Here is an 18,778-nt window from a genome sequence, read left to right as displayed (position 1 = left end):
GGTCCATAACAGGGGTGTGAGAATCGCTTACCCCTTGTCGGCCGCCTCCACCAGTTGCTTGAGCTTCGCCGGGGTCATCGTCCGGTCCTGGTAGATGTTCTTGCCGTTCAGCAGGACCGTCGGCGTGCCGCTGTAGCCGCCCGCCTGGAATGCCTGGTTGGACTTCGCGACCCAGCTGTTGTGGGTGCCGCCGTCGACGCACTTGCGGAACGTCGGCGTGTCCAGGCCGTTCACCTTGCCCGCCAGGTCGATCAGCTTGGCGTTGCCGGCGAAGGCGTCGTCGGTCTCCTTGGGCTGGTTCTCGTAGAGCACGTCGTGGTAGTCGCGGAACTTTCCGGCGTCCTGGGCGCAGGCCGCCGCGTTGGCCGCGCGCAGGGAGCCGCTGCCGCCGAGGTTGCCGTCGATGAGCGTGACGAGGTGGTAGTCGATTCTGAGCTTGCCGGCGTCGGTCAGTTCGTGCAGCGTCGGGCGGTACGCCGTCTCGAACGCCTGGCAGGCCGGGCAGCGGAAGTCCTCCCAGATCGTGAGCGTGGACCTGGCGCTGTCCTTGCCGACCGGGATCGCGAGGCTGTCCTTGCCCTGGGCGCCGGAGGGCGCCACGACCGGGCCCGTGCTCGCGCTGCTCTTCTTCTTGCCCGCGTTCGCGGCGAGCACGCCGATCGCCGCCGCGACGCCGAGGACGCAGACGACGCTCACGCCCACGATCAGCGCGCGCCGCCGCTTCTCCGCCGACTTCTGCTTCTCTCGCTCGACCGCCAGCCGCTCACGGGCGGAGCGCTTTCCGTCACGATTCTTCTCGCTCACACCCCCAGAACGAACCGGGGAGGCACAGCGCGCCTCCCCGGTCCCAGGTCCACCCGTTCGGGTGACCGAATTTTCCGTATGCGGTTGTCCCGGGGTGTCCGGTGTGCGGTCGCTCCGGTTCGCCGAGCGGGGTGCCGCTATGCCTGTCCGCGGACGCCCTTCGCCAGTTCCACCGCCAGTTCGCGGACGGCCGTGAGCCCGCTGGTGTGGTCCGGCGCGTCCAGCATCCGCTTGACGAAGGCCGAGCCGACGATCACTCCGTCGGCGAATCCGGCGACCTCGGCGGCCTGGGCGCCGCCGGAGACGCCGAGACCGACGCAGACGGGCAGGTCGGTGCCGGTGGCGCGGGTGCGCTCCACCAGGTCCTGGGCCTGCGCGCCGACCGACTCGCGGGTGCCTGTGACGCCCATCAGCGAGGCGGCGTAGACGAAGCCGCTGCCCGCCGCGGTGATCTCCGCGAGGCGGGCGTCCCTGCTGCTGGGGGCGACCACGAAGACCGTGGCGAGGCCGTGCTTCGCGGCGTGTTCGCGCCACAGCGCGGACTCCTGGACCGGCAGGTCGGGCAGGATGCAGCCGGCGCCGCCCGCCTCGGCGAGTTCGGCGGTGAAGCGTTCCACGCCGTAGCGGTCGATGGGGTTCCAGTAGGTCATGACGAGGACGGGTTTCCCGGTCGCCCGGTGGGCCTCGCGGACCGTGCGCATGACGTCGGCGATCCGGACGCCGCCGCGCAGCGCGATGTCGTCGGCGGTCTGGATGACCGGGCCGTCCAGGACCGGGTCGCTGTGCGGCAGCCCGACCTCGACGACGTCCGCGCCGCCGTCGAAGACGGCCTTGATCGCCTCGATGCCGCCGTCCACGGTCGGGAACCCGGCCGGGAGATAGGCGATGAGGGCGGCCCGCCCGTCCGCCTTGGCGGCGGCGAGGGTGTCGGTCAACAGCTGGATGTTCCCGCTCACTTGGCGTCCCCCTCGGTCCCGGCGTGCGTGCCGTCCGTGCCCGCGTCGGCCCCGCTGTCGGCGGTGTCCGTGTCGGTGTCGTACAGGCCGAAGTACCGGGCGGCCGTGTCCATGTCCTTGTCGCCGCGGCCGGAGAGGTTGACCACGATCAGTCCGTCCGGGCCCAGTTCCCTGCCGACGTCGAGGGCGCCGGCGAGCGCGTGCGCGCTCTCGATCGCCGGGATGATGCCCTCGGTGCGCGACAGCAGGCGCAGCGCCTGCATGGCCGCGTCGTCGGTGACGGCGCGGTACTCGCCGCGGCCGGTCTCCTTGAGGTAGGAGTGCTCGGGGCCGACGCCCGGGTAGTCCAGGCCGGCCGAGATCGAGTACGGCTCGGTGATCTGGCCCTCGTCGTCCTGGAGCACGAAGGAGCGGGAGCCGTGCAGGATGCCGGGCTCGCCGGCGGTGAGGGTGGCCGCGTGCTCGCCGGTCTCGACGCCGTGCCCGGCGGGTTCGCAGCCGATGAGGCGGACGGAGGTGTCGGGGATGAACGCGTGGAACAGGCCGATGGCGTTGGAGCCGCCGCCGACGCAGGCGACCGCGGCGTCGGGCAGCCGGCCCGCCCGTTCCAGGATCTGGCGGCGTGCCTCCACGCCGATCACCCGGTGGAAGTCGCGCACCATGGCGGGGAACGGGTGCGGGCCCGCCACGGTCCCGAACAGGTAGTGGGTGTGGTCGACGTTGGCGACCCAGTCCCGGAACGCCTCGTTGATGGCGTCCTTCAGGGTGCGGCTGCCGGACTTCACGGCGATGACCTCGGCGCCCAGCATGCGCATGCGGGCCACGTTCAGGGCCTGCCGCCTGGTGTCGATCTCGCCCATGTAGATGGTGCAGTCGAGGCCGAACAGGGCGCAGGCGGTGGCGGTCGCGACGCCGTGCTGGCCCGCGCCGGTCTCGGCGATGACGCGGGTCTTGCCCATCCGCCTGGTGAGGAGGGCCTGGCCCAGCACGTTGTTGATCTTGTGGGAGCCGGTGTGGTTGAGGTCCTCCCGTTTCAGGAAGACCCGGGCGCCGCCGGCGTGCTCGGCGAACCTCGGTACCTCGGTGAGGGCACTGGGCCGTCCGGTGTAGTCGACGAGCAGGCCGTCGAGTTCGCGGGCGAACTCCGGGTCGTGCTTGGCCTTGTCGTACTCGACGGCGACCTCGTCCACGGCGGCGACGAGCGCCTCCGGGATGAACTTGCCGCCGAACGCGCCGAAGTAGCCCTCGGCGCTGGGGGTCCGACCTTCCGGGTCGGGGATGAAGAACTCGCTGGGCATGCGGAAACCTCACGGTGAGTCTGGGAAAGGAAACTCGTCGCCGTGGGGGCGGGTGATGTCAGTCGGCCGCGGGAGCGGTGTGATCGCTCGTGCAGCTCTCCGCGCCCCCTCCGGGGCGCTGCCATCGCATGCCGTTCACCTGGCCGGGCTCGTCGCCGATGACGTACCGGACCCGGCGGCCGTGCACCCTGCGGGCGGGCGCGCGGCAGCCGCGGGGCCGGCAGCCGCGCGCGAGGCGGGCGTACGGGTCCCGGGGGGCCGGGTCGGTGGTGGGCGTCATCGGGGCCAAGCCTAACGGGAGGTCAGCCGCGGCCGTGCCGCAGTGCGGGGTGCTCGCCGGCCGCCACCAGGTCGGCGACCGCGGTCCTGGGGTCGCGCCCGGTGACCAGGGACTCGCCGACCAGGACCGCGTCGGCGCCCGCGTTGGCGTAGGCGATCAGGTCGTGCGGGCCGCGGACGCCGGACTCGGCGACCTTGACCGCGGTGGCCGGGATCTCCGGAGCGACCCGGTCGAAGGTGCTCCGGTCGACCTCCAGCGTCTTCAGGTTGCGCGCGTTGACGCCGATCACGGTGGCGCCGGCGTCCACCGCGCGCTCCACCTCGTCCTCGTCGTGCACCTCGACGAGGGGGGTGAGGCCGATGGAGACGGCCCGCTCGATCAGCGACTCCAGGGCCGGCTGGTCGAGGGCGGCGACGATGAGCAGCGCGAGGTCGGCGCCGTACGCGCGGGCCTCCCACAGCTGGTAGGAGGTGACGATGAAGTCCTTGCGCAGCACCGGGATGTCCACGCGGGCGCGGACGGCTTCCAGGTCGGCGAGCGAACCGCCGAACCGGCGCTGCTCGGTCAGGACGGAGATGACGGCCGCGCCGCCCGCCTCGTAGTCGGCGGCGAGCCCGGCCGGGTCGGCGATGGCGGCCAGCGCGCCCTTGGACGGGCTGGAGCGCTTGACCTCGCAGATGACCTTGACGCCCTCGCCGCGCAGTGCGGCCGCGCCGTCCTTGGCAGCGGGAGCCGTCGCCGCGCGCTCCTTGAGCTCGTCGAGGCTGACGCGCGCCTGCCGATCCGCCAGGTCGGCACGGACTCCGTCGATGATCTCGTCGAGCACACTCACGCGAGCGGTCCCCTTCCGGACGGTTGTTCCTGCGGGTGGAAACCCGTGGTCACTGCGATGGTATCCGCAGGACGGCGAAGGGCTCGCATCCGGCTGCCGGCGGTCCCGTCACCGGGACCCGCAGGGTTCGGTCAGGGATGCAGCCAGGCGCCGAACGGCAGGTTGCGGACGACGGTGAACACCAGCAGCACGGCGCCCAGACTCCACAGTTGCACGGGTCCCGGGCTGAGCCGGATCGGCCGCCCGCGGACCGCGCGGACCGCCCAGATCCCCCACAGGACGGCGAAGCCCAGGTAGGCGGCGACGGCCGGCGCGTTGGCCTGCAGCGCGGCCGTGAGGTCCCCGTGGACGAAGGCGTGCGCGCTGCGCAGTCCGCCGCAGCCGGGGCAGTAGAGGCCGGTCCACGCGTACAGCGGGCACACCGGGTAGTGGCCGGGCTGGTACGGGTTGACCGTCGCGACGTAGGCGAAGGCGCCCGCGACGGCCGTGAGGACGCCCGCGGGGGCCGCCAGCCGGCCGAGGGCGCGGCTGCGGGCCGGAGGCGGCACCAGGTGCTCACTGTCGGCGTTCACGTCTCGTATTGTCGCCGTCCGGCCGGGCGTGCGCGAGGGGCGCTCCGGCGGCCGGTGCGGTGCCGTGGCGCCCCCCATGAGATCGGGCCGGGCGTTCGTACGGGGTGTACGAGGCCGTTCGTGGGGCCGGGGTCCGTACGAGGGGGTCGTACGGCGGGGTCAGCTCTCGGCGCCGGCCGGTTCGGGCGTCACCGTGGCCTGCGGCTGCGGCAGGGAAGCCGCGTGCGCGCTTTTCGGCTGGCCAAGGCCCATGGAGCGCATGATGAGCCCGACGACACCGCCGAGGATCACGATCACCATGCCCGCCCAGAAGCCGAGCGGCTGTGCCATCACCATGAAGGCGCCTGCGACGCAGAACCCGATGACGGCGATGATGACACCGGTCCAGGCGGCCGGGGTGTGACCGTGGCTGCTGCCCGCCATTGCTTGCTCCTCGTTGCTGTGTGCGTGTGTGAGCCGGACGCTCATCACCGCCCATTGTCCCGTACGGGTGGGCCCGGTGTGCGCGGGGGTGGCTCCCGGTGTGCGTCTGATTGGCCACACCCGGACCGGTTCTCCGGGGCGGGCGGGGCCGGTGGGACGGGCGTGTTCAGGCCCCGGTGGGGTCCTCGCCGCGGTCCAGGGCCTTCCACAGGTCCTCGGGCCGGTCGGGGTCGACGGTGGCCGCGGTGCGCCGGGGGCGGGCCGGGCCGCGCTCGTAGCGGCCGGACATGGCGGGCCACAGCCGGCCGTAGCGCAGCGCGAGCAGTCCGGCGAGCAGGATCAGCAGGCCGCCGACGGCCGCCGCGTAGGGCCAGGCGGTGTGGCTGAGGGCGGCGACCTGGGCGGCGGTGTCGCCGGTGGCCTCGGCGGCCTTCTCGTCGAGCGCGGAGCCGTCGGAGGCGCCGGTCAGGGCGGCGAGGATCGTGCCGGCGCCGGAGAGCGCGAGGACGGCGGCGACCAGCAGACGGCCGGCCTTGCGGACGGCGAAGACGGCGACGAGCGCGGCGAGGCCCACTATGGCGAGGGCCGCGGGGACGCCCGTCACGTCGCTGCCCCTGGCGGTCAGCGGGAAGGCGCCGCCGGCCACCGACGCGGTGCCCTCCGCCCAGCGCTGGCGCGTGGCGAGCAGCGCCACGCCGGCGCCGAGGGCGCCGCACAGCAGCGCCACGGCGAGGCTCCGGCGGCCGGCCCGCGCGGGTTCCGCGGCTTCGGAACGGGGGTGAGGTAGGGCTGTCACGTACTCCACTATCGCCTGCGCCCCGTGCGATAGGTCACCCGGGGTTCACTCGGCGCCCGCCGAGGCGGTTCGCGGTGTGCACGGCCCGCAGCACCGCCGCCGCCTTGTTGCGGCACTCCTCGTCCTCGGCGACCGGATCGGAGTCGGCGACGATGCCCGCGCCGGCCTGGACGTAGGCGGTGCCGTCACGCAGCAGGGCGGTGCGGATGGCGATGGCGGTGTCGGAGTCGCCCGCGAAGTCCAGGTAGCCGACGCAGCCGCCGTACAGGCCGCGCCGGGAGGGTTCGAGTTCGTCGATGATCTGCAGGGCGCGGGGTTTGGGCGCGCCGGAGAGGGTGCCCGCGGGGAAGCACGCCGTCAGCACGTCGAAGGCGGTGCGGCCGGCGGCGACCTTGCCGGTGACCGTGGAGACGATGTGCATGACGTGTGAGTACCGCTCGACGGACATGAAGTCGACGACCTCGACCGAGCCGGGTTCGCAGACCCGGCCGAGGTCGTTGCGGCCGAGGTCGACGAGCATGAGGTGCTCGGCGCGCTCCTTGGGGTCGGCGAGCAGTTCGTCGGCGAGGGCCTGGTCCTCCTGCGGGCCGGCGCCGCGCGGCCGGGTGCCGGCGATCGGGTGCACCATGGCCTGCCCGTCCTCGACCTTGACCAGCGCCTCCGGGGAGGAGCCGACGACGTCGAAGGCGCCGCCGGCCCCGTCGGGCAGCCGGAGCAGGTACATGTACGGGGAGGGGTTGGTGGCCCTGAGGACCCGGTAGACGTCCAGGGCGCTCGCGGTGCACGGCGTCTCGAAGCGCTGTGAGGGGACGACCTGGAACGCCTCGCCGGCCCGGATGCGCTCCTTGACGTCCTCGACGGCCTTCTGGAAGTCCGGGCCGCCCCAGCGCTCGGTGTACGGGGGCAGTTCGGAGGGCGGCAGCACCGCGGGGGGCTGGGCGACCGGGCGGGAGAGGTCGGCCTCCATGGCATCGAGGCGGGCGATGGCGTCGGCGTGGGCCTCGTCGACGCCGGTGGCGCGGTCGTTGTGGTTGATCGCGTTGGCGATCAGCAGGACCGAGCCCTCCCAGTGGTCCATGACGGCCAGGTCGCTGGTGAGCAGCATGGTCAGTTCGGGGAGCCGCAGGTCGTCATGCCCGCCGGGTCCGACGCGCTCCAGGCGGCGGACGATGTCGTAGCCGAGGTAGCCGACCATGCCGCCGGTGAACGGCGGCAGGCCGAGGTCGTCGGCGAGGTCGCGGGGGGTGTGCAGGGCCTCGACGGTGGCGCGCAGGGCGGCCAGCGGATCGCCCTCGACGGGGACGCCGACGGGTGGGGTGCCGAGCCAGTGGACCTGGCCGTTCCGCTCGGTCAGGGTGGCGGCGGAGCGGACGCCGACGAAGGAGTAGCGGGACCACTGGAACGCGGCGCGGCCGTTCTCCGCGGATTCCAGCAGGAAGGTGCCGGGGCGCTCGGCGGCGAGCTTGCGGTAGAGCGCGACCGGGGTGTCGCCGTCGGCGAGCAGTTTGCGGGTGACCGGGATGACCCGGCGGTCGGCCGCCAGTTCGCGGAACGTCTCAAGATCCATGGCGGCAGACCTTACTGAGCGGGGGCGGTCGCGTCCGAACCGGTGTCCTTGAGGAGCACGTCGGCGTCGAAGCAGGTGCGGGCCCCGGTGTGGCAGGCGGCGCCCACCTGGTCGACCTTGACCAGCAGGGTGTCGGCGTCGCAGTCCAGGGAGACCGATCTGACCCACTGGACGTGTCCGGAGGTGTCGCCCTTGACCCAGTACTCCCGGCGGCTGCGGGACCAGTAGGTGCAGCGGCCGGTGGTCAGCGTGCGGTGCAGGGCCTCGTCGTCCATCCAGCCCAGCATCAGCACCTCCCCGGTGTCGTACTGCTGGGCGATGGCGGGGACGAGTCCGTCGGCGCTGCGCTTGAGGCGCGCGGCGATCTCCGGGGCGAGGCTGCTGGTCCGGTGCGTGCTGCTCATGGGTGCCATTGTGCCGCGCGGCACCGACAGTGCCCGGACCTGTCCGGTGGGTGGGCGCACGGCGGCCGGTGGTGTCGGCGACCGGTGGGCGGAGCGGAAGCCTGGTCGTACGCTGACAGTATGTCGACCTTCGCAAAGCGTGAACGGCTTCTGCTCGCCGACCTCTTGGAAACCACCGGCCCCGAGGCGCCGACCCTCTGCGAGGGCTGGCAGACCCGTGATCTGGCCGCGCACGTGGTGGTGCGCGAGCGCCGCCCGGACGCCGCGGGGGGTGCGCTGGTCAAGCAGCTCGCGCCGCGGCTGCAGAAGGTGATGGACGAGTACACCGCGAAGCCGTACGAGGAACTGATCCAGCTGATCCGTACGGGCCCGCCGCGTTTTTCACCCTTTCAGCTCAAGCAGATCGACGAGGCGGCCAACACGGTCGAGTTCTACGTCCACACGGAGGACGTCCGCCGTGCCCAGCCGGACTGGACGCCGCGCGAACTCGACCCCGTCTTCCAGGAGGCCCTGTGGTCCCGGTTGGAGCGGACCGCCCGGCTGCTCGGCCGGGGCGTGCCGACCGGACTGGTGCTGCGCCGGCCCGACGGTCAGACGGCGGTCGCCCACCGGGGCGCGCCGGTGGTGACGGCCACGGGCGAGCCTTCGGAGCTGCTGCTGTTCGCGTTCGGCCGGCAGCGCGCGGCCGAGGTGGAGCTGGCGGGCGACGAGAACGCCATCGCCGAACTGCGGGAGTCGAAGCAGCTGGGCATCTGAGCGCTGCCCGGCCGGGCAGCGCTCAGCGGGGCAGTTCGGCCCGGCGCAGCCCCGGTGCGCCCAGGCAGACGACGCCGCCGAGGCCGCACACCGCGGCGCTGGCCACGAACACCGGGCCGAGGCCCCAGGCGCCGATGGCGGCGGCCGTGAACGGCATGCTCAACGGGGCGAGGCCGAGGCTGACCAGACTGGCGACGGCGGTGACGCGGCCCAGGTAGGCGGGGTCGGACCGGGTCTGGAGCAGGGCGCCGCACAGGGCGCCGCTGAGCCCGGCCAGCAGCCCGACGAGGAGGGCCACCCCGACGGCGGCCACGAGGTGCGGGACGAGGCCGAGGGTGCCGATCGCGACGGAGCCCGCGAGGCAGGCGCACCCGGCGACCAGGCCCGCCCGCGGCAGTCGGCCCCGGACGGCCAGCAGCAGGGAGACGGCGCCCGCGCCGACGCCGAATCCGGCGAGCACCCAGCCCATCCCGGAGGCGCCCCAGCCGCGCCGGTCGGCCAGCAGGGTCAGCCCGACGTTGAGCGGCCCGACGAACCCGAAGTCGCCGAGCGCGATGGCCGCCATCAGCGGGGCCAGCACCCGATGCCGCCGGATGTAGCGCAGCCCGGCCAGCAGATCGCCCCAGGCACCGGACGACCGGGGCGCGGGGGCGGAGGCGGAGGCGGGGATGTCGAGGGGTTCGGAAGCAGCCGACGCGGCGGCCGTCGGTTCGGAGACGGTCGGTTCGGAAACGGCTGGTTCGGAAGCGACCGACTCGGAGACGGCCGGGAGGGCGGGGTGCGGCTCCGCCGCCGGGGATGACGCGGGGGCCGTCCGCGGCGGTGCCCCGCGGCGCGGCCCGGGTATCTGTTCGGCGTTCCGCACGGGTGTCGTGTCGTCGGCCGGCAGGGCGCGGATCCGTACCGAGACCAGCAGCGGCACCGACCCAGCTATGAGCAGGCCCGCGAGGGCGAACGCGGCCGGTGCGCCGCCGAGCGCCACGCCCAGGCCGCCGAGCGGGGCGCCGACCACGCTCGCCAGGCGGATGCAGAGTCCGCGCATGCCCTGGACCCGGGCGAGCTGGTCCTTGCCGGTGATACGGGCCGGAAGCGCGCCGACCGCGGGCATGAACACGGCGTCGACGGTGCCGAAGACGAGGGCGAGCAGGGCCAGCGGCCACAGGCCGGGGCTGGTGAGGAACAGCAGCGCGGCCACCGCGGCGACGGCCGCACAGCGCACCGCGTCGCTGCCGATGACGACGCGGCGCGGCCCGAGCCGGTCGGCGACGACACCGCCGCCGAGCATCAGCACGGCCCGCGGCAGGGCGCTGGCCGACATGACGAGGCCGGCCTGGGCGGGTGTTCCGGTCTGGACGGCGGCCCAGGACAGGGCAATGTAGTAGATGTTGTCGCCGAGCATGGAACAGGAGTAGGCGCCCAGCCAGCGCAGGACGTTGGGGTCACGGTGGGCGGGGCGTGCGGTGGCGGTGCCGAGCGCGGCGGGCGGGCCGGTGACGGTGGACAAGACGGCGGCCTCTCGGAGCGGAACGGAACGGAACCGGACGCGAATCGGAGCCAGACGCCGGGCGGGGCCGGGCGCGGGACGGGGTCGGACACGGATCGGGATCGGGCGCGGAACCGGGTCGGACACGGGCGGAGCCGCACGCCGGGCGGGGCCGGGCGCGGAACGGCCTCAGACACGGAACGGGAATCCGTACAGGTGCAGCGCGACGTGTTCGCGTCCCTCGGTCTCGCCGGCGGCCTCGGCGGACCGGCCCTTCTCGTCGTACGCGCGCAGCAGGTCGAGCAACTTCTCGCGCAGCTCGGTCAGTTCGGCGGCAGTGAGCCTGAGCAGCGACTCGCTGTCCCCGGCGGCGGCGTTCCACTCGGCGCCCCAGGCAGCCCGCTCGTCGAGATAGCGCCGGTACCTGCCGGCGTGCTGGTCGTGGAGGAGCCGAGTGGCCGCCAGGTGTGCCGCCACCTGCTCGGGGGCGTAGCGGAAGTCCTCGTCCCGGATGCTCACGCCCCGCGAGGAGGGCTGCCACCAGCGCTCGCGGCCGTCCTCGCTCTGCCGCTGGGCCTCCTCGATCAGCCCGTGCTCGGCCAGCTTGCGCAGGTGGTAGCTGACCAGGGAGACCGCCTCGTCGACCTGGTCGGCCAACTGGGAGGCGGTGGCCGTCCGGGCGACGCACAGCAGGCGATACAGCTGCATGCGCAACGGGTGGGCCAGGGCCTTGAGCGTGCCCAGGTCGGTGATGGCGCGGTTCTCCTCGGATGCCATGTCCTCACCATAGATACGAAAGAAAAGTTGCACAACATGCTTTGCGCAACTTTTCTTTTGTATCTCTGGTGTGGCGGGACCAGCCGGGGGCCGGGTGTCACCGCACGGGGTGACCGGCCTCCCGCAGTGCCTGCTTGACCTGGGCGATCCGCAGGTCGCCGAAGTGGAAGACGGAGGCCGCCAGCACCGCGTCGGCGCCCGAGGCGACGGCCGGCGGGAAGTCCGCCAGCTTGCCCGCGCCGCCGGAGGCGATCACCGGCACGGTGACGTGCTTGCGCACGGCCGCGATCATCTCCAGGTCGTAGCCGTCCTTGGTGCCGTCGGCGTCCATGGAGTTCAGCAGGATCTCCCCCGCGCCCAGCTCGGCGGCCTCGTGCGCCCACTCGACGGCGTCGATGCCGGTGCCGCGCCGCCCGCCGTGGGTGGTGACCTCGAAGCCGCCCGCCGCGGAGCGGCGCGCGTCGACCGAGAGGACCAGCACCTGGCGCCCGAACCGCTCGGCGATCTCGCGGATCAGCTCGGGGCGGGCGATCGCGGCCGTGTTCACACCCACCTTGTCGGCGCCGGCCCGCAGCAGCTTGTCCACGTCCTCGGCGGTGCGGACGCCGCCGCCGACCGTCAGCGGGATGAACACCTGCTCGGCAGTGCGGCGCACCACGTCGTACGTCGTCTCCCGGTTGCCCGAGGACGCGGTGATGTCCAGGAACGTCAGCTCGTCGGCGCCCTCGGCGTCGTAGACCTTGGCCATCTCGACGGGGTCGCCCGCGTCGCGCAGGTTCTGGAAGTTGACGCCCTTGACGACCCGGCCGCCGTCCACGTCCAGGCAGGGGATGACTCGGACCGCCAGGGTCATGAATCCACGGCTCCTCTTGCTGCTCGTACTGCTCGTACTGCTTCTAGCCTCTGAAGGCTTCCAGTTCCACTTCGACCAGGATGCGCGGGTCGACGAAGCCCGCCACGACCAGCAGGGTCGAGACCGGGCGTACGGAGTCGAAGAGTTCCTTGTGGGCCCGGCCCGCCTCGTCGACGTCCCGCGAGTGCGTCAGGTACATCCGGGTCCTGATCACCGAGTCGGGACCGAGCCCGAACTCGGCGAGCGCCTCCAGCCCGCCGGCGAAGGCCACCTTCGTCTGCTCGTACGGGTCGCCCTCCCCGTACAGCACCGGGCCCCGGAAGGCCGAGGAGCCCGCCACCAGCACGCGGTCGCCCGCCGCGACGGCGCGCGCGTAGCCGAAGCTCTCCTCCCAGGGACTTCCGCTCTGCACCCGCCGCACGGCTTCGGACGTCATGACGACACCGCCTCCAGGGCCTCTTCCAGGGTGAACGCCTTCGCGTACAGGGCCTTCCCGACGATGGCGCCCTCCACACCGAGGGGTACCAGAGAGGCGATGGCCCGCAGGTCGTCCAGCGACGACACGCCACCGGAGGCCACGACCGGGCGATCGGTGGCCGCGCAGACGTTCTTCAGCAGGTCCAGGTTGGGGCCCTGGAGCGTGCCGTCCTTGGCGATGTCGGTGACGACGTAGCGGGCGCAGCCCTCCTTGTCGAGGCGTTCCAGCGTCTCGTAGAGGTCACCGCCGTCCCGGGTCCAGCCGCGTCCGCGGAGCGTGGTGCCGCGGACGTCCAGGCCCACCGCGATCCGGTCGCCGTGCTCGGCGATCACCCCGGCGACCCACTCGGGGGTCTCCAGGGCGGCGGTGCCGAGGTTCACCCGGGTGCAGCCGGTGGCGAGCGCGGCGGCGAGGGTGTCGTCGTCCCGGATGCCGCCGGACAGCTCCACCTTGATGTCCATCGCGTCGGTGACCTCGGCGATCAGCGCGCGGTTGTCGCCGGTGCCGAACGCGGCGTCCAGGTCGACCAGGTGCAGCCACTCGGCGCCCGAGCGCTGCCAGGCCAGGGCGGCCTGGAGCGGGGAGCCGTACGAGGTCTCGGTCCCGGACTCGCCGTGCACGAGGCGTACCGCCTGGCCGTCCCGGACGTCGACGGCGGGAAGGAGTTCGAGCTTGCTCACAGGGTTCCGATCCAGTTGGTGAGGAGCTGGGCTCCGGCGTCGCCGGACTTCTCGGGGTGGAACTGGGTCGCCCACAGGGCGCCGTTCTCCACGGCCGCCACGAACGGCCTGCCGTGCGTCGACCAGGTCACCCTGGGGGCGCGCAGCGTCGCGTTGTGGGTGGGGAGGGTCCAGTCGTGGACGGCGTAGGAGTGCACGAAGTAGAAGCGGGCGTCCGCGTCCAGGCCGGCGAACAGTTCGGAGCCGGGCGGCGCGGTCACGGTGTTCCAGCCCATGTGTGGTACCACCTCGGCTTCGAGCGGCTCGACCGAGCCGGGCCACTCGTCGAGACCCTCGCTCTCCACGCCGTGCTCGATGCCGCGGGCGAACAGGATCTGCATGCCGACGCAGATGCCCAGCACCGGGCGCCCGCCGGCCAGCCGGCGGTCGATCACCCAGTCGCCGCGGGCCGCGCGCAGGCCGCGCATGCAGGCGGCGAAGGCGCCGACGCCCGGCACCAGCAGCCCGTCCGCGTTCATCGCCCGGTCGAAGTCACGGGTGATCTCGACCTCGGCGCCCGCGCGGGCGAGGGCTCGTTCGGCGGAGCGGACGTTGCCGAAGCCGTAGTCGAGGACGACGACCTTCCGGGCTGGGCTCAATTCCATACCTCCAGCCGCATGACGCCCGCCACCAGGCACATCGCGGCGCCGATGGACACCAGCACGATCAGGCTGGTGGGCATCTTCTGCTTGACGAAGGAGATGATGCCGCCGACGAGGAAGAGGCCGACGACGATCAGCAGGGTGGACAGTCCGGTCATGGTCTACAGCGCGCCCTTCGTGGACGGGAGGATGCCGGCCGCGCGCGGGTCGCGCTCACTCGCGTAGCGCAGGGCCCGGGCCAGCGCCTTGAACTGGCACTCCACGATGTGGTGGGCGTTGCGCCCGTAGGGCACATGCACGTGCAGCGCGACCTGTGCCTGGGCGACGAAGGACTCCAGGATGTGCCGGGTCATCGTGGTGTCGTACTCACCGATCATCGGCGCCATGTCCGCGGGCTCGGTGTGCACGAGGTAGGGGCGGCCGGAGAGGTCGACGGTGACCTGGGCGAGGGATTCGTCCAGCGGCACCGTGCAGTTGCCGAAGCGGTAGATGCCCACCTTGTCGCCGAGCGCCTGCTTGAAGGCGGCGCCAAGCGCGAGGGCGGTGTCCTCGATGGTGTGGTGGGAGTCGATGTGCAGGTCGCCGTCGGTCTTCACGGTGAGGTCGAACAGGCCGTGCCGGCCGAGTTGGTCGAGCATGTGGTCGTAGAAGCCGACGCCGGTGGCGATGTCGGTCCGCCCGGTGCCGTCGAGATCGATCTCGACCAGGACCGAGGTCTCCTTGGTGGTGCGCTCGACGCGTCCGACGCGCCCTTCCCGGTTCATGAACTCTGCTCCTTCTTCAGTGCGCGTACCGCGTCGAGGAACGCGTCGTTCTCCTCGGGAGTTCCGGCGGACACCCGCAGCCACCCCGGTACGCCGTTGTCCCGGACCAGGACGCCCCGGTCGAGGATCTTCCGCCAGGCGGACCGCGCGTCCTCGAACTGCCCGAACTGTACGAAGTTGGCGTCGGACGGCGTGACGTCGTAGCCGATCGCGCGCAGTTCGCGCATCAGGCGGTCCCGCTCCGTCTTCAGCTGCTCGACGTACTTCAGCAGCGTGTCGGTGTGCTCCAGGGCGGCCAGCGCGGTCGCCTGGGTGATCGCCGACAGGTGGTACGGCAGCCGGACGAGCTGGACGGCGTCCACCACCGCCGGGTGCGCGGCCAGGTAGCCGAGCCGCAGGCCCGCCGCGCCGAACGCCTTGGACATGGTCCGCGAGACGACCAGGCGGGGCCGTCCTTCGAGCAGCGGCAGCAGCGAGTCGCCGTGGCTGAACTCGATGTACGCCTCGTCCACGATCACCATGGACGGCTTGGCCGCCTGCGCGGCGTCGTGGAGCGCGCGGACCGTCTCGGGCGGCACCGCGTTGCCCGTGGGGTTGTTGGGGGTGGTGATGAAGACGACGTCCGGGCGGTGCTCGGCGATGGCCCGCTCGGCGGCGGCGAGGTCGATCGTGAAGTCCTCGTGGCGCGGGCCCGAGATCCATTCCGTCCCGGTGCCGCGCGAGATGAGCGAGTGCATCGAGTACGACGGCTCGAAGCCGATCGCGCTGCGGCCGGGCCCGCCGAAGGTCTGCAGCAGTTGCTGGATAACCTCGTTGGAGCCGTTCGCGGCCCACACGTTCGCCATGCCGAGCGGGTAGTTGCCGGTCTTCGTCAGGTACGCGGCCAGTTCGGTGCGCAGCTGGACCGCGTCCCGGTCGGGGTAGCGGTTCAGGTCGCGGGCGGCGGCCCGGACCCGCTCGGTGATCCGCTCGACGAGCGGTTCGGGCAGCGGGTACGGGTTCTCGTTCGTGTTCAGCCGTACGGGGACGTCCAACTGGGGCGCGCCGTAGGGGGACTTGCCGCGCAGCTCGTCCCGTACGGGGAGATCGTCGATTCCGAAGTTCACTTGCTCGTCGGTACCTTCCAGCCGAACCTCGCCTTGACGGCCGCGCCGTGTGCGGGCAGGTCCTCCGCCTCGGCCAGCGTGACCACGTGGTGCGCGACCTCGGCCAGCGCGTCCCGGGTGTAGTCGACGATGTGGATGCCGCGCAGGAAGGACTGTACGGACAGGCCGGAGGAGTGGCAGGCGCAGCCCCCGGTGGGCAGGACGTGGTTGGATCCGGCCGCGTAGTCGCCCAGGGACACCGGCGCCCAGGGGCCGATGAAGATCGCGCCGGCGTTCCTGACCCGGTCGGCGACCGCGGCGGCGTCGGCGGTCTGGATCTCCAGGTGCTCGGCGCCGTACGCGTCGACCACCTTGAGGCCCGCCTCGACGCCGTCCACCAGCACGATCGCGGACTGCTTGCCGGCGAGGGCCGGGGCGATCCGGTCGTCGACGTGCTTGGTGGCCGCGACCTGCGGCGCCAGTTCCTTCTCCACCGCGTCGGCCAGCTCGACGGAGTCGGTGACCAGGACGGCCGCGGCCAGCGGGTCGTGCTCGGCCTGGCTGATCAGGTCGGAGGCCACGTGCACCGGGTCGGCGGTGTCGTCGGCGAGGATCGCGATCTCGGTGGGCCCGGCCTCGGTGTCGATGCCGATCCGGCCGGTGAAGAAGCGCTTGGCGGCGGCGACCCAGATGTTGCCCGGGCCGGTGACCATGTTCGCGGGGGCGCAGGACTCGGTGCCGTGGGCGAACATGGCGACCGCGGTCGCGCCGCCCGCCGCGTACACCTCGTCGACGCCGAGCAGCGCGCACGCGGCCAGGATCGTCGGGTGCGGCAGGCCGTCGAACTCGGCCTGCGCGGGGGAGGCGAGGGCGATCGAGGGGACGCCCGCCTCCTGCGCGGGCACCGCGTTCATGATCACGGAGGACGGGTAGACCGAACGGCCGCCCGGCGCGTACAGCCCGACCCGCTCGACCGGCACCCACTTCTCGGTCACCGAACCGCCGGGCACGACCTGGGTCGTGCGGGTCGTACGGCGCTGCTCGCGGTGGACGATCCGGGCTCGGCGGATCGACTCCTCCAGGGCCGCGCGGACCGCCGGATCGAGGGCCGCGAGCGCGTCCGTGAGGGCCTTCGCCGGCACCCGGACGGTTTCCAGCCGCACTCCGTCGAACCGCTCCGCGAAGTCGATCAGCGCCGCGTCGCCCCGATGATGCACGGCCTCGCAGATCGGACGCACCTTCTCCAGGGCGGCCTGAACGTCGAAGTCGGCTCGGGGCAGCAGGTCACGCAGGGCGGCGCCCTCGGGGAGGGCGTCACCGCGCAGATCGATTCGGGAGATCACAGGGCCAATTCTCGCAGACCGGGGCGGTCGGCCGTGCGCGCGTATCAATGGCTGATACAGAACCTGCCGCAATGGCCGATGCGGAACCGGATCGGAATCCGGACGGGGAACCCGGAAGATCCCCTTCACGTCTAGCGTTCGGGACGTCACTCAGCGGGCATGACCGGGGTACGAAACGGAATGGACCCGCGCGTGACCGTGGGGAGGAGGGAACAGGGGTGACCGAGGGGACCGGGCTGCGCACCGGGGACCTGCCGGACGACCTGACCGCCGCCGAGGCCGGGATGTGGCAGTCCTTCCGGAATGGCAGCACCTACGACTTGAGCAGCGGCGACCCCATCGTGGACGATCCGCACGGCGGGCACCCGTGGGGGCCCGAGCGCACCGTGCGGGCGCGCATCGTCGCCTGGCTGCTGCTCGACGGGCCGCCCGCGCTGGCCGGGCGGGTGTCGTCGCTGAAACTGGCCGGTGTGCGGATCACCGGCGTCCTGGACCTGGCGGGCGGCGCGGTCACGCCGTACGTGGAGCTGCGGGGCTGCCGCTTCGAGCGGGAGGTCCTGCTGCCGGAGGCCCGGTTCTCCACCCTGCGGCTGGTGGACTGCTCGGTGCCGCGCCTGGAGGCGGCCCGCGTGCACACCGAGGGCGATCTGCACCTGCCGCGCTGCCGGTTCCAGAACGGGATCCGGCTGACCGACGCGCACATCGGCACCGACCTGCTGCTCAGCCAGGCCATCGTCTACCGGGACCGGACGGGCCGCTCGATCGCCGCGGACGGCATGAGTGTGGGCCAGGACCTCCAGGCGGAGCTGCTGGAGTCGCACGGCGAGCTGAGCCTGCGCGGCGCCACGATCGGCGTGTCGCTGAGTCTGCGCGGCGCGAAGCTGGTCAACCCGTACACCCGGCTCGCCCTGAACGCGCCCCAGCTGTCCGTGGGGCGGACCCTGTACCTGACCCCGGCCGGGGTGGGCAACCCGCTGCTGAGCGGCACCACGCCCGCGCGCGGCACCCGGGTCCAGCGGTTCGAGTGCCAGGGCGGGGTGCGGCTCGACGACGGGCGGTTCGGGGACGCGGTCGACCTGGAGCGGGCCCGGTTCGCCTTCACCGACGAACAGGAGCTGTCGCTGCGCCGGGTGCAGACGCCCGAGCTGCGTTTCCTCGGGGAGCGGCCGGAGCGCGGCAAGGTGGTGCTGTCGGGGGCGCGGGTGGTCACCCTGGTGGACCGGGCGGTCAGTTGGCCGGGCCCGGGCAATCTGCACATGGGCGGCTTCGGGTACGAGACCCTCGTGCCACGGGGCCCGTTCCCGCTGGCCCGGCGCCTCGACTGGGTCGCGGCGGCCACCGCCGAGTACAACCCGGAGCCGTACGAGCGGCTGGCCGCGGTGCTGCGCGGCGCCGGTGAGGACGAGGACGCGCGCGAGGTGCTGCTCGCCAAGCAGCGCCGGCGCCGTGAGACCCTGCCGCTGGCCGGGAAGCTGTGGGGGTACGTCCAGGACTGGACGGTCGCCTACGGGTACCGGCCGGGCCGGGCGGCCGTGTGGATGGCGGTGCTGTGGGCGGCGGGCTCGCTGGCCTTCGCGCACAGCAGCCTCGTGCCGATGAACCCGGACCGGCATCCCGGCTGGAGTCCGGCCCTGTTCGCCCTGGACCTGCTGCTGCCGGTCATCGACCTGGGTCAGGCGGGCGAGTGGCAGCTGCGCGGCGGCTGGCAGTGGCTGGCCGCGGCGATGATCCTGGTGGGCTGGATCCTGGCGACCACGGTGGCGGCGGGGGCCACGCGGTTGTTGCGACGTGGGTAGCTCCGCGGGGTAGCTCCGCCGGGTAGCTCCGCTGGTGGGGCGGGGGTCGGGGGCGTTTGAGGTCGTCGTTCTGCTGCGGGTCTGTTGTGGCTGGGCGCGCAGTTCCCCGCGCCCCTTTGAGGACAGGCGGCGCTTGCCGGTGGGCGGGCGTTGGCTGGACACCAGGCCAAAGGGAGGCGACTCCAAGGGG

The 18,778-nt window shown here is 72.8% G+C and carries 22 protein-coding genes; 2 read left to right on the top strand and 20 right to left on the bottom strand.

The window, feature by feature from the left end; genetic code table 11:
- Positions 1 to 27: 27 nt before the first annotated feature.
- The 10 genes from ACFY2B_RS24115 to hisI all read right to left on the bottom strand — a co-directional run bounded on the left by ACFY2B_RS24115 (position 28) and on the right by hisI (position 7,941).
- Positions 28 to 804: a DsbA family protein gene (locus ACFY2B_RS24115; protein ID WP_390765146.1), complete on the bottom strand. Its 777-nt coding sequence runs from the start codon at positions 802 to 804 to the stop codon at positions 28 to 30.
- A gap of 137 nt (positions 805 to 941) precedes the next feature.
- The gene (gene trpA, locus ACFY2B_RS24110) at positions 942 to 1,760 is read right to left on the bottom strand and encodes a tryptophan synthase subunit alpha (RefSeq protein WP_390765145.1); all 819 of its coding nucleotides are present in this window, start codon (positions 1,758 to 1,760) and stop codon (positions 942 to 944) included.
- On the bottom strand, positions 1,757 to 3,058 hold the full coding sequence (trpB, locus tag ACFY2B_RS24105) for a tryptophan synthase subunit beta (protein WP_390765144.1): 1,302 nt from the start codon (positions 3,056 to 3,058) through the stop codon (positions 1,757 to 1,759). The genes trpA and trpB overlap by 4 nt, the downstream gene beginning before the upstream one ends.
- 58 nt (positions 3,059 to 3,116) lie before the next feature.
- Positions 3,117 to 3,338 (bottom strand): tryptophan biosynthesis modulator TrpM, encoded by a 222-nt coding sequence (gene trpM / locus ACFY2B_RS24100; protein WP_390765143.1) that lies wholly within the window; start codon positions 3,336 to 3,338, stop codon positions 3,117 to 3,119.
- A gap of 22 nt (positions 3,339 to 3,360) precedes the next feature.
- Positions 3,361 to 4,170: an indole-3-glycerol phosphate synthase TrpC gene (trpC, locus tag ACFY2B_RS24095; protein WP_390765142.1), complete on the bottom strand. Its 810-nt coding sequence runs from the start codon at positions 4,168 to 4,170 to the stop codon at positions 3,361 to 3,363.
- A 131-nt stretch (positions 4,171 to 4,301) separates the two neighbouring features.
- Positions 4,302 to 4,751, bottom strand: coding sequence for a DUF2752 domain-containing protein (locus ACFY2B_RS24090; protein ID WP_390765234.1), 450 nt, complete (start codon positions 4,749 to 4,751; stop codon positions 4,302 to 4,304).
- Positions 4,752 to 4,901: 150 nt separating this feature from the next.
- A complete protein-coding gene (locus ACFY2B_RS24085) occupies positions 4,902 to 5,165 on the bottom strand; it encodes an HGxxPAAW family protein (protein ID WP_390765141.1) in 264 nt (87 codons plus the stop codon).
- A gap of 166 nt (positions 5,166 to 5,331) precedes the next feature.
- Positions 5,332 to 5,970: a TIGR02234 family membrane protein gene (locus ACFY2B_RS24080; protein ID WP_390765140.1), complete on the bottom strand. Its 639-nt coding sequence runs from the start codon at positions 5,968 to 5,970 to the stop codon at positions 5,332 to 5,334.
- A gap of 25 nt (positions 5,971 to 5,995) precedes the next feature.
- Entirely contained in the window at positions 5,996 to 7,528 is a 1,533-nt protein-coding gene (locus tag ACFY2B_RS24075; protein WP_390765139.1) for an anthranilate synthase component I, read from the bottom strand.
- A gap of 11 nt (positions 7,529 to 7,539) precedes the next feature.
- Complete coding sequence (gene hisI / locus ACFY2B_RS24070; RefSeq protein ID WP_390765233.1) at positions 7,540 to 7,941, bottom strand: phosphoribosyl-AMP cyclohydrolase; 402 nt, start codon at positions 7,939 to 7,941, stop codon at positions 7,540 to 7,542.
- A 111-nt stretch (positions 7,942 to 8,052) separates the two neighbouring features.
- Here hisI and ACFY2B_RS24065 point away from each other — a divergent pair, with 111 nt between their 5' ends.
- Positions 8,053 to 8,688, top strand: a complete 636-nt coding sequence (locus tag ACFY2B_RS24065; RefSeq protein ID WP_390765138.1) for a TIGR03085 family metal-binding protein — start codon at positions 8,053 to 8,055, stop codon at positions 8,686 to 8,688.
- A gap of 22 nt (positions 8,689 to 8,710) precedes the next feature.
- Here the strand turns inward: ACFY2B_RS24065 and ACFY2B_RS24060 are convergent, their stop codons facing one another.
- The 10 genes from ACFY2B_RS24060 to hisD all read right to left on the bottom strand — a co-directional run bounded on the left by ACFY2B_RS24060 (position 8,711) and on the right by hisD (position 16,792).
- A complete protein-coding gene (locus ACFY2B_RS24060) occupies positions 8,711 to 10,192 on the bottom strand; it encodes an MFS transporter (protein WP_390765137.1) in 1,482 nt (493 codons plus the stop codon).
- 168 nt (positions 10,193 to 10,360) lie between these two features.
- Positions 10,361 to 10,948, bottom strand: coding sequence for an ArsR/SmtB family transcription factor (locus ACFY2B_RS24055; RefSeq protein WP_390765136.1), 588 nt, complete (start codon positions 10,946 to 10,948; stop codon positions 10,361 to 10,363).
- A 97-nt stretch (positions 10,949 to 11,045) separates the two neighbouring features.
- Complete coding sequence (gene hisF / locus ACFY2B_RS24050; RefSeq protein ID WP_390765135.1) at positions 11,046 to 11,801, bottom strand: imidazole glycerol phosphate synthase subunit HisF; 756 nt, start codon at positions 11,799 to 11,801, stop codon at positions 11,046 to 11,048.
- Positions 11,802 to 11,844: 43 nt separating this feature from the next.
- Positions 11,845 to 12,237: a RidA family protein gene (locus ACFY2B_RS24045; protein ID WP_390765134.1), complete on the bottom strand. Its 393-nt coding sequence runs from the start codon at positions 12,235 to 12,237 to the stop codon at positions 11,845 to 11,847.
- Positions 12,234 to 12,959 carry a bifunctional 1-(5-phosphoribosyl)-5-((5-phosphoribosylamino)methylideneamino)imidazole-4-carboxamide isomerase/phosphoribosylanthranilate isomerase PriA gene (gene priA / locus ACFY2B_RS24040; RefSeq protein ID WP_376537302.1) on the bottom strand — a complete coding sequence of 242 codons (726 nt, stop codon included), beginning with the start codon at positions 12,957 to 12,959 and terminating at the stop codon, positions 12,234 to 12,236. The genes ACFY2B_RS24045 and priA overlap by 4 nt, the downstream gene beginning before the upstream one ends.
- Entirely contained in the window at positions 12,956 to 13,603 is a 648-nt protein-coding gene (hisH, locus tag ACFY2B_RS24035) for an imidazole glycerol phosphate synthase subunit HisH (protein WP_376537300.1), read from the bottom strand. Before hisH ends, priA begins: the two co-directional genes overlap by 4 nt.
- Positions 13,594 to 13,758, bottom strand: coding sequence for a hypothetical protein (locus ACFY2B_RS24030; protein ID WP_376537298.1), 165 nt, complete (start codon positions 13,756 to 13,758; stop codon positions 13,594 to 13,596). Before ACFY2B_RS24030 ends, hisH begins: the two co-directional genes overlap by 10 nt.
- 3 nt (positions 13,759 to 13,761) lie before the next feature.
- A complete protein-coding gene (gene hisB / locus ACFY2B_RS24025; RefSeq protein ID WP_390765133.1) occupies positions 13,762 to 14,364 on the bottom strand; it encodes an imidazoleglycerol-phosphate dehydratase HisB in 603 nt (200 codons plus the stop codon).
- On the bottom strand, positions 14,361 to 15,470 hold the full coding sequence (locus tag ACFY2B_RS24020) for a histidinol-phosphate transaminase (protein ID WP_390765132.1): 1,110 nt from the start codon (positions 15,468 to 15,470) through the stop codon (positions 14,361 to 14,363). The genes hisB and ACFY2B_RS24020 overlap by 4 nt, the downstream gene beginning before the upstream one ends.
- On the bottom strand, positions 15,467 to 16,792 hold the full coding sequence (gene hisD / locus ACFY2B_RS24015; protein ID WP_390765131.1) for a histidinol dehydrogenase: 1,326 nt from the start codon (positions 16,790 to 16,792) through the stop codon (positions 15,467 to 15,469). The genes ACFY2B_RS24020 and hisD overlap by 4 nt, the downstream gene beginning before the upstream one ends.
- A gap of 218 nt (positions 16,793 to 17,010) precedes the next feature.
- On the opposite strand from hisD, the gene ACFY2B_RS24010 reads away from it, so the two are divergent.
- Positions 17,011 to 18,588 (top strand): oxidoreductase, encoded by a 1,578-nt coding sequence (locus ACFY2B_RS24010; protein WP_390765130.1) that lies wholly within the window; start codon positions 17,011 to 17,013, stop codon positions 18,586 to 18,588.
- Positions 18,589 to 18,778: the final 190 nt, after the last annotated feature.

Source organism: Streptomyces sp. NPDC001270, from assembly GCF_042896695.1.
Classification (GTDB): Bacteria; Actinomycetota; Actinomycetes; order Streptomycetales; family Streptomycetaceae; genus Streptomyces.
Note: the sequence above shows the minus strand (reverse complement) of the source record. Positions and strands in the feature narration are given on the sequence as shown.

Coding starts and splice junctions, on each gene's coding strand:
- hisI (WP_390765233.1), bottom strand. CDS start 7,941: ATGGCACCCATGAGCAGCACGCACCGGACCAGCAGCCTCGCCCCGGAG.
- ACFY2B_RS24030 (WP_376537298.1), bottom strand. CDS start 13,758: ATGACCGGACTGTCCACCCTGCTGATCGTCGTCGGCCTCTTCCTCGTC.
- hisF (WP_390765135.1), bottom strand. CDS start 11,801: ATGACCCTGGCGGTCCGAGTCATCCCCTGCCTGGACGTGGACGGCGGC.
- ACFY2B_RS24075 (WP_390765139.1), bottom strand. CDS start 7,528: ATGGATCTTGAGACGTTCCGCGAACTGGCGGCCGACCGCCGGGTCATC.
- ACFY2B_RS24055 (WP_390765136.1), bottom strand. CDS start 10,948: ATGGCATCCGAGGAGAACCGCGCCATCACCGACCTGGGCACGCTCAAG.
- trpB (WP_390765144.1), bottom strand. CDS start 3,058: ATGCCCAGCGAGTTCTTCATCCCCGACCCGGAAGGTCGGACCCCCAGC.
- hisB (WP_390765133.1), bottom strand. CDS start 14,364: ATGAACCGGGAAGGGCGCGTCGGACGCGTCGAGCGCACCACCAAGGAG.
- ACFY2B_RS24045 (WP_390765134.1), bottom strand. CDS start 12,237: ATGACGTCCGAAGCCGTGCGGCGGGTGCAGAGCGGAAGTCCCTGGGAG.
- trpM (WP_390765143.1), bottom strand. CDS start 3,338: ATGACGCCCACCACCGACCCGGCCCCCCGGGACCCGTACGCCCGCCTC.
- hisH (WP_376537300.1), bottom strand. CDS start 13,603: ATGGAATTGAGCCCAGCCCGGAAGGTCGTCGTCCTCGACTACGGCTTC.
- ACFY2B_RS24065 (WP_390765138.1), top strand. CDS start 8,053: ATGTCGACCTTCGCAAAGCGTGAACGGCTTCTGCTCGCCGACCTCTTG.
- ACFY2B_RS24085 (WP_390765141.1), bottom strand. CDS start 5,165: ATGGCGGGCAGCAGCCACGGTCACACCCCGGCCGCCTGGACCGGTGTC.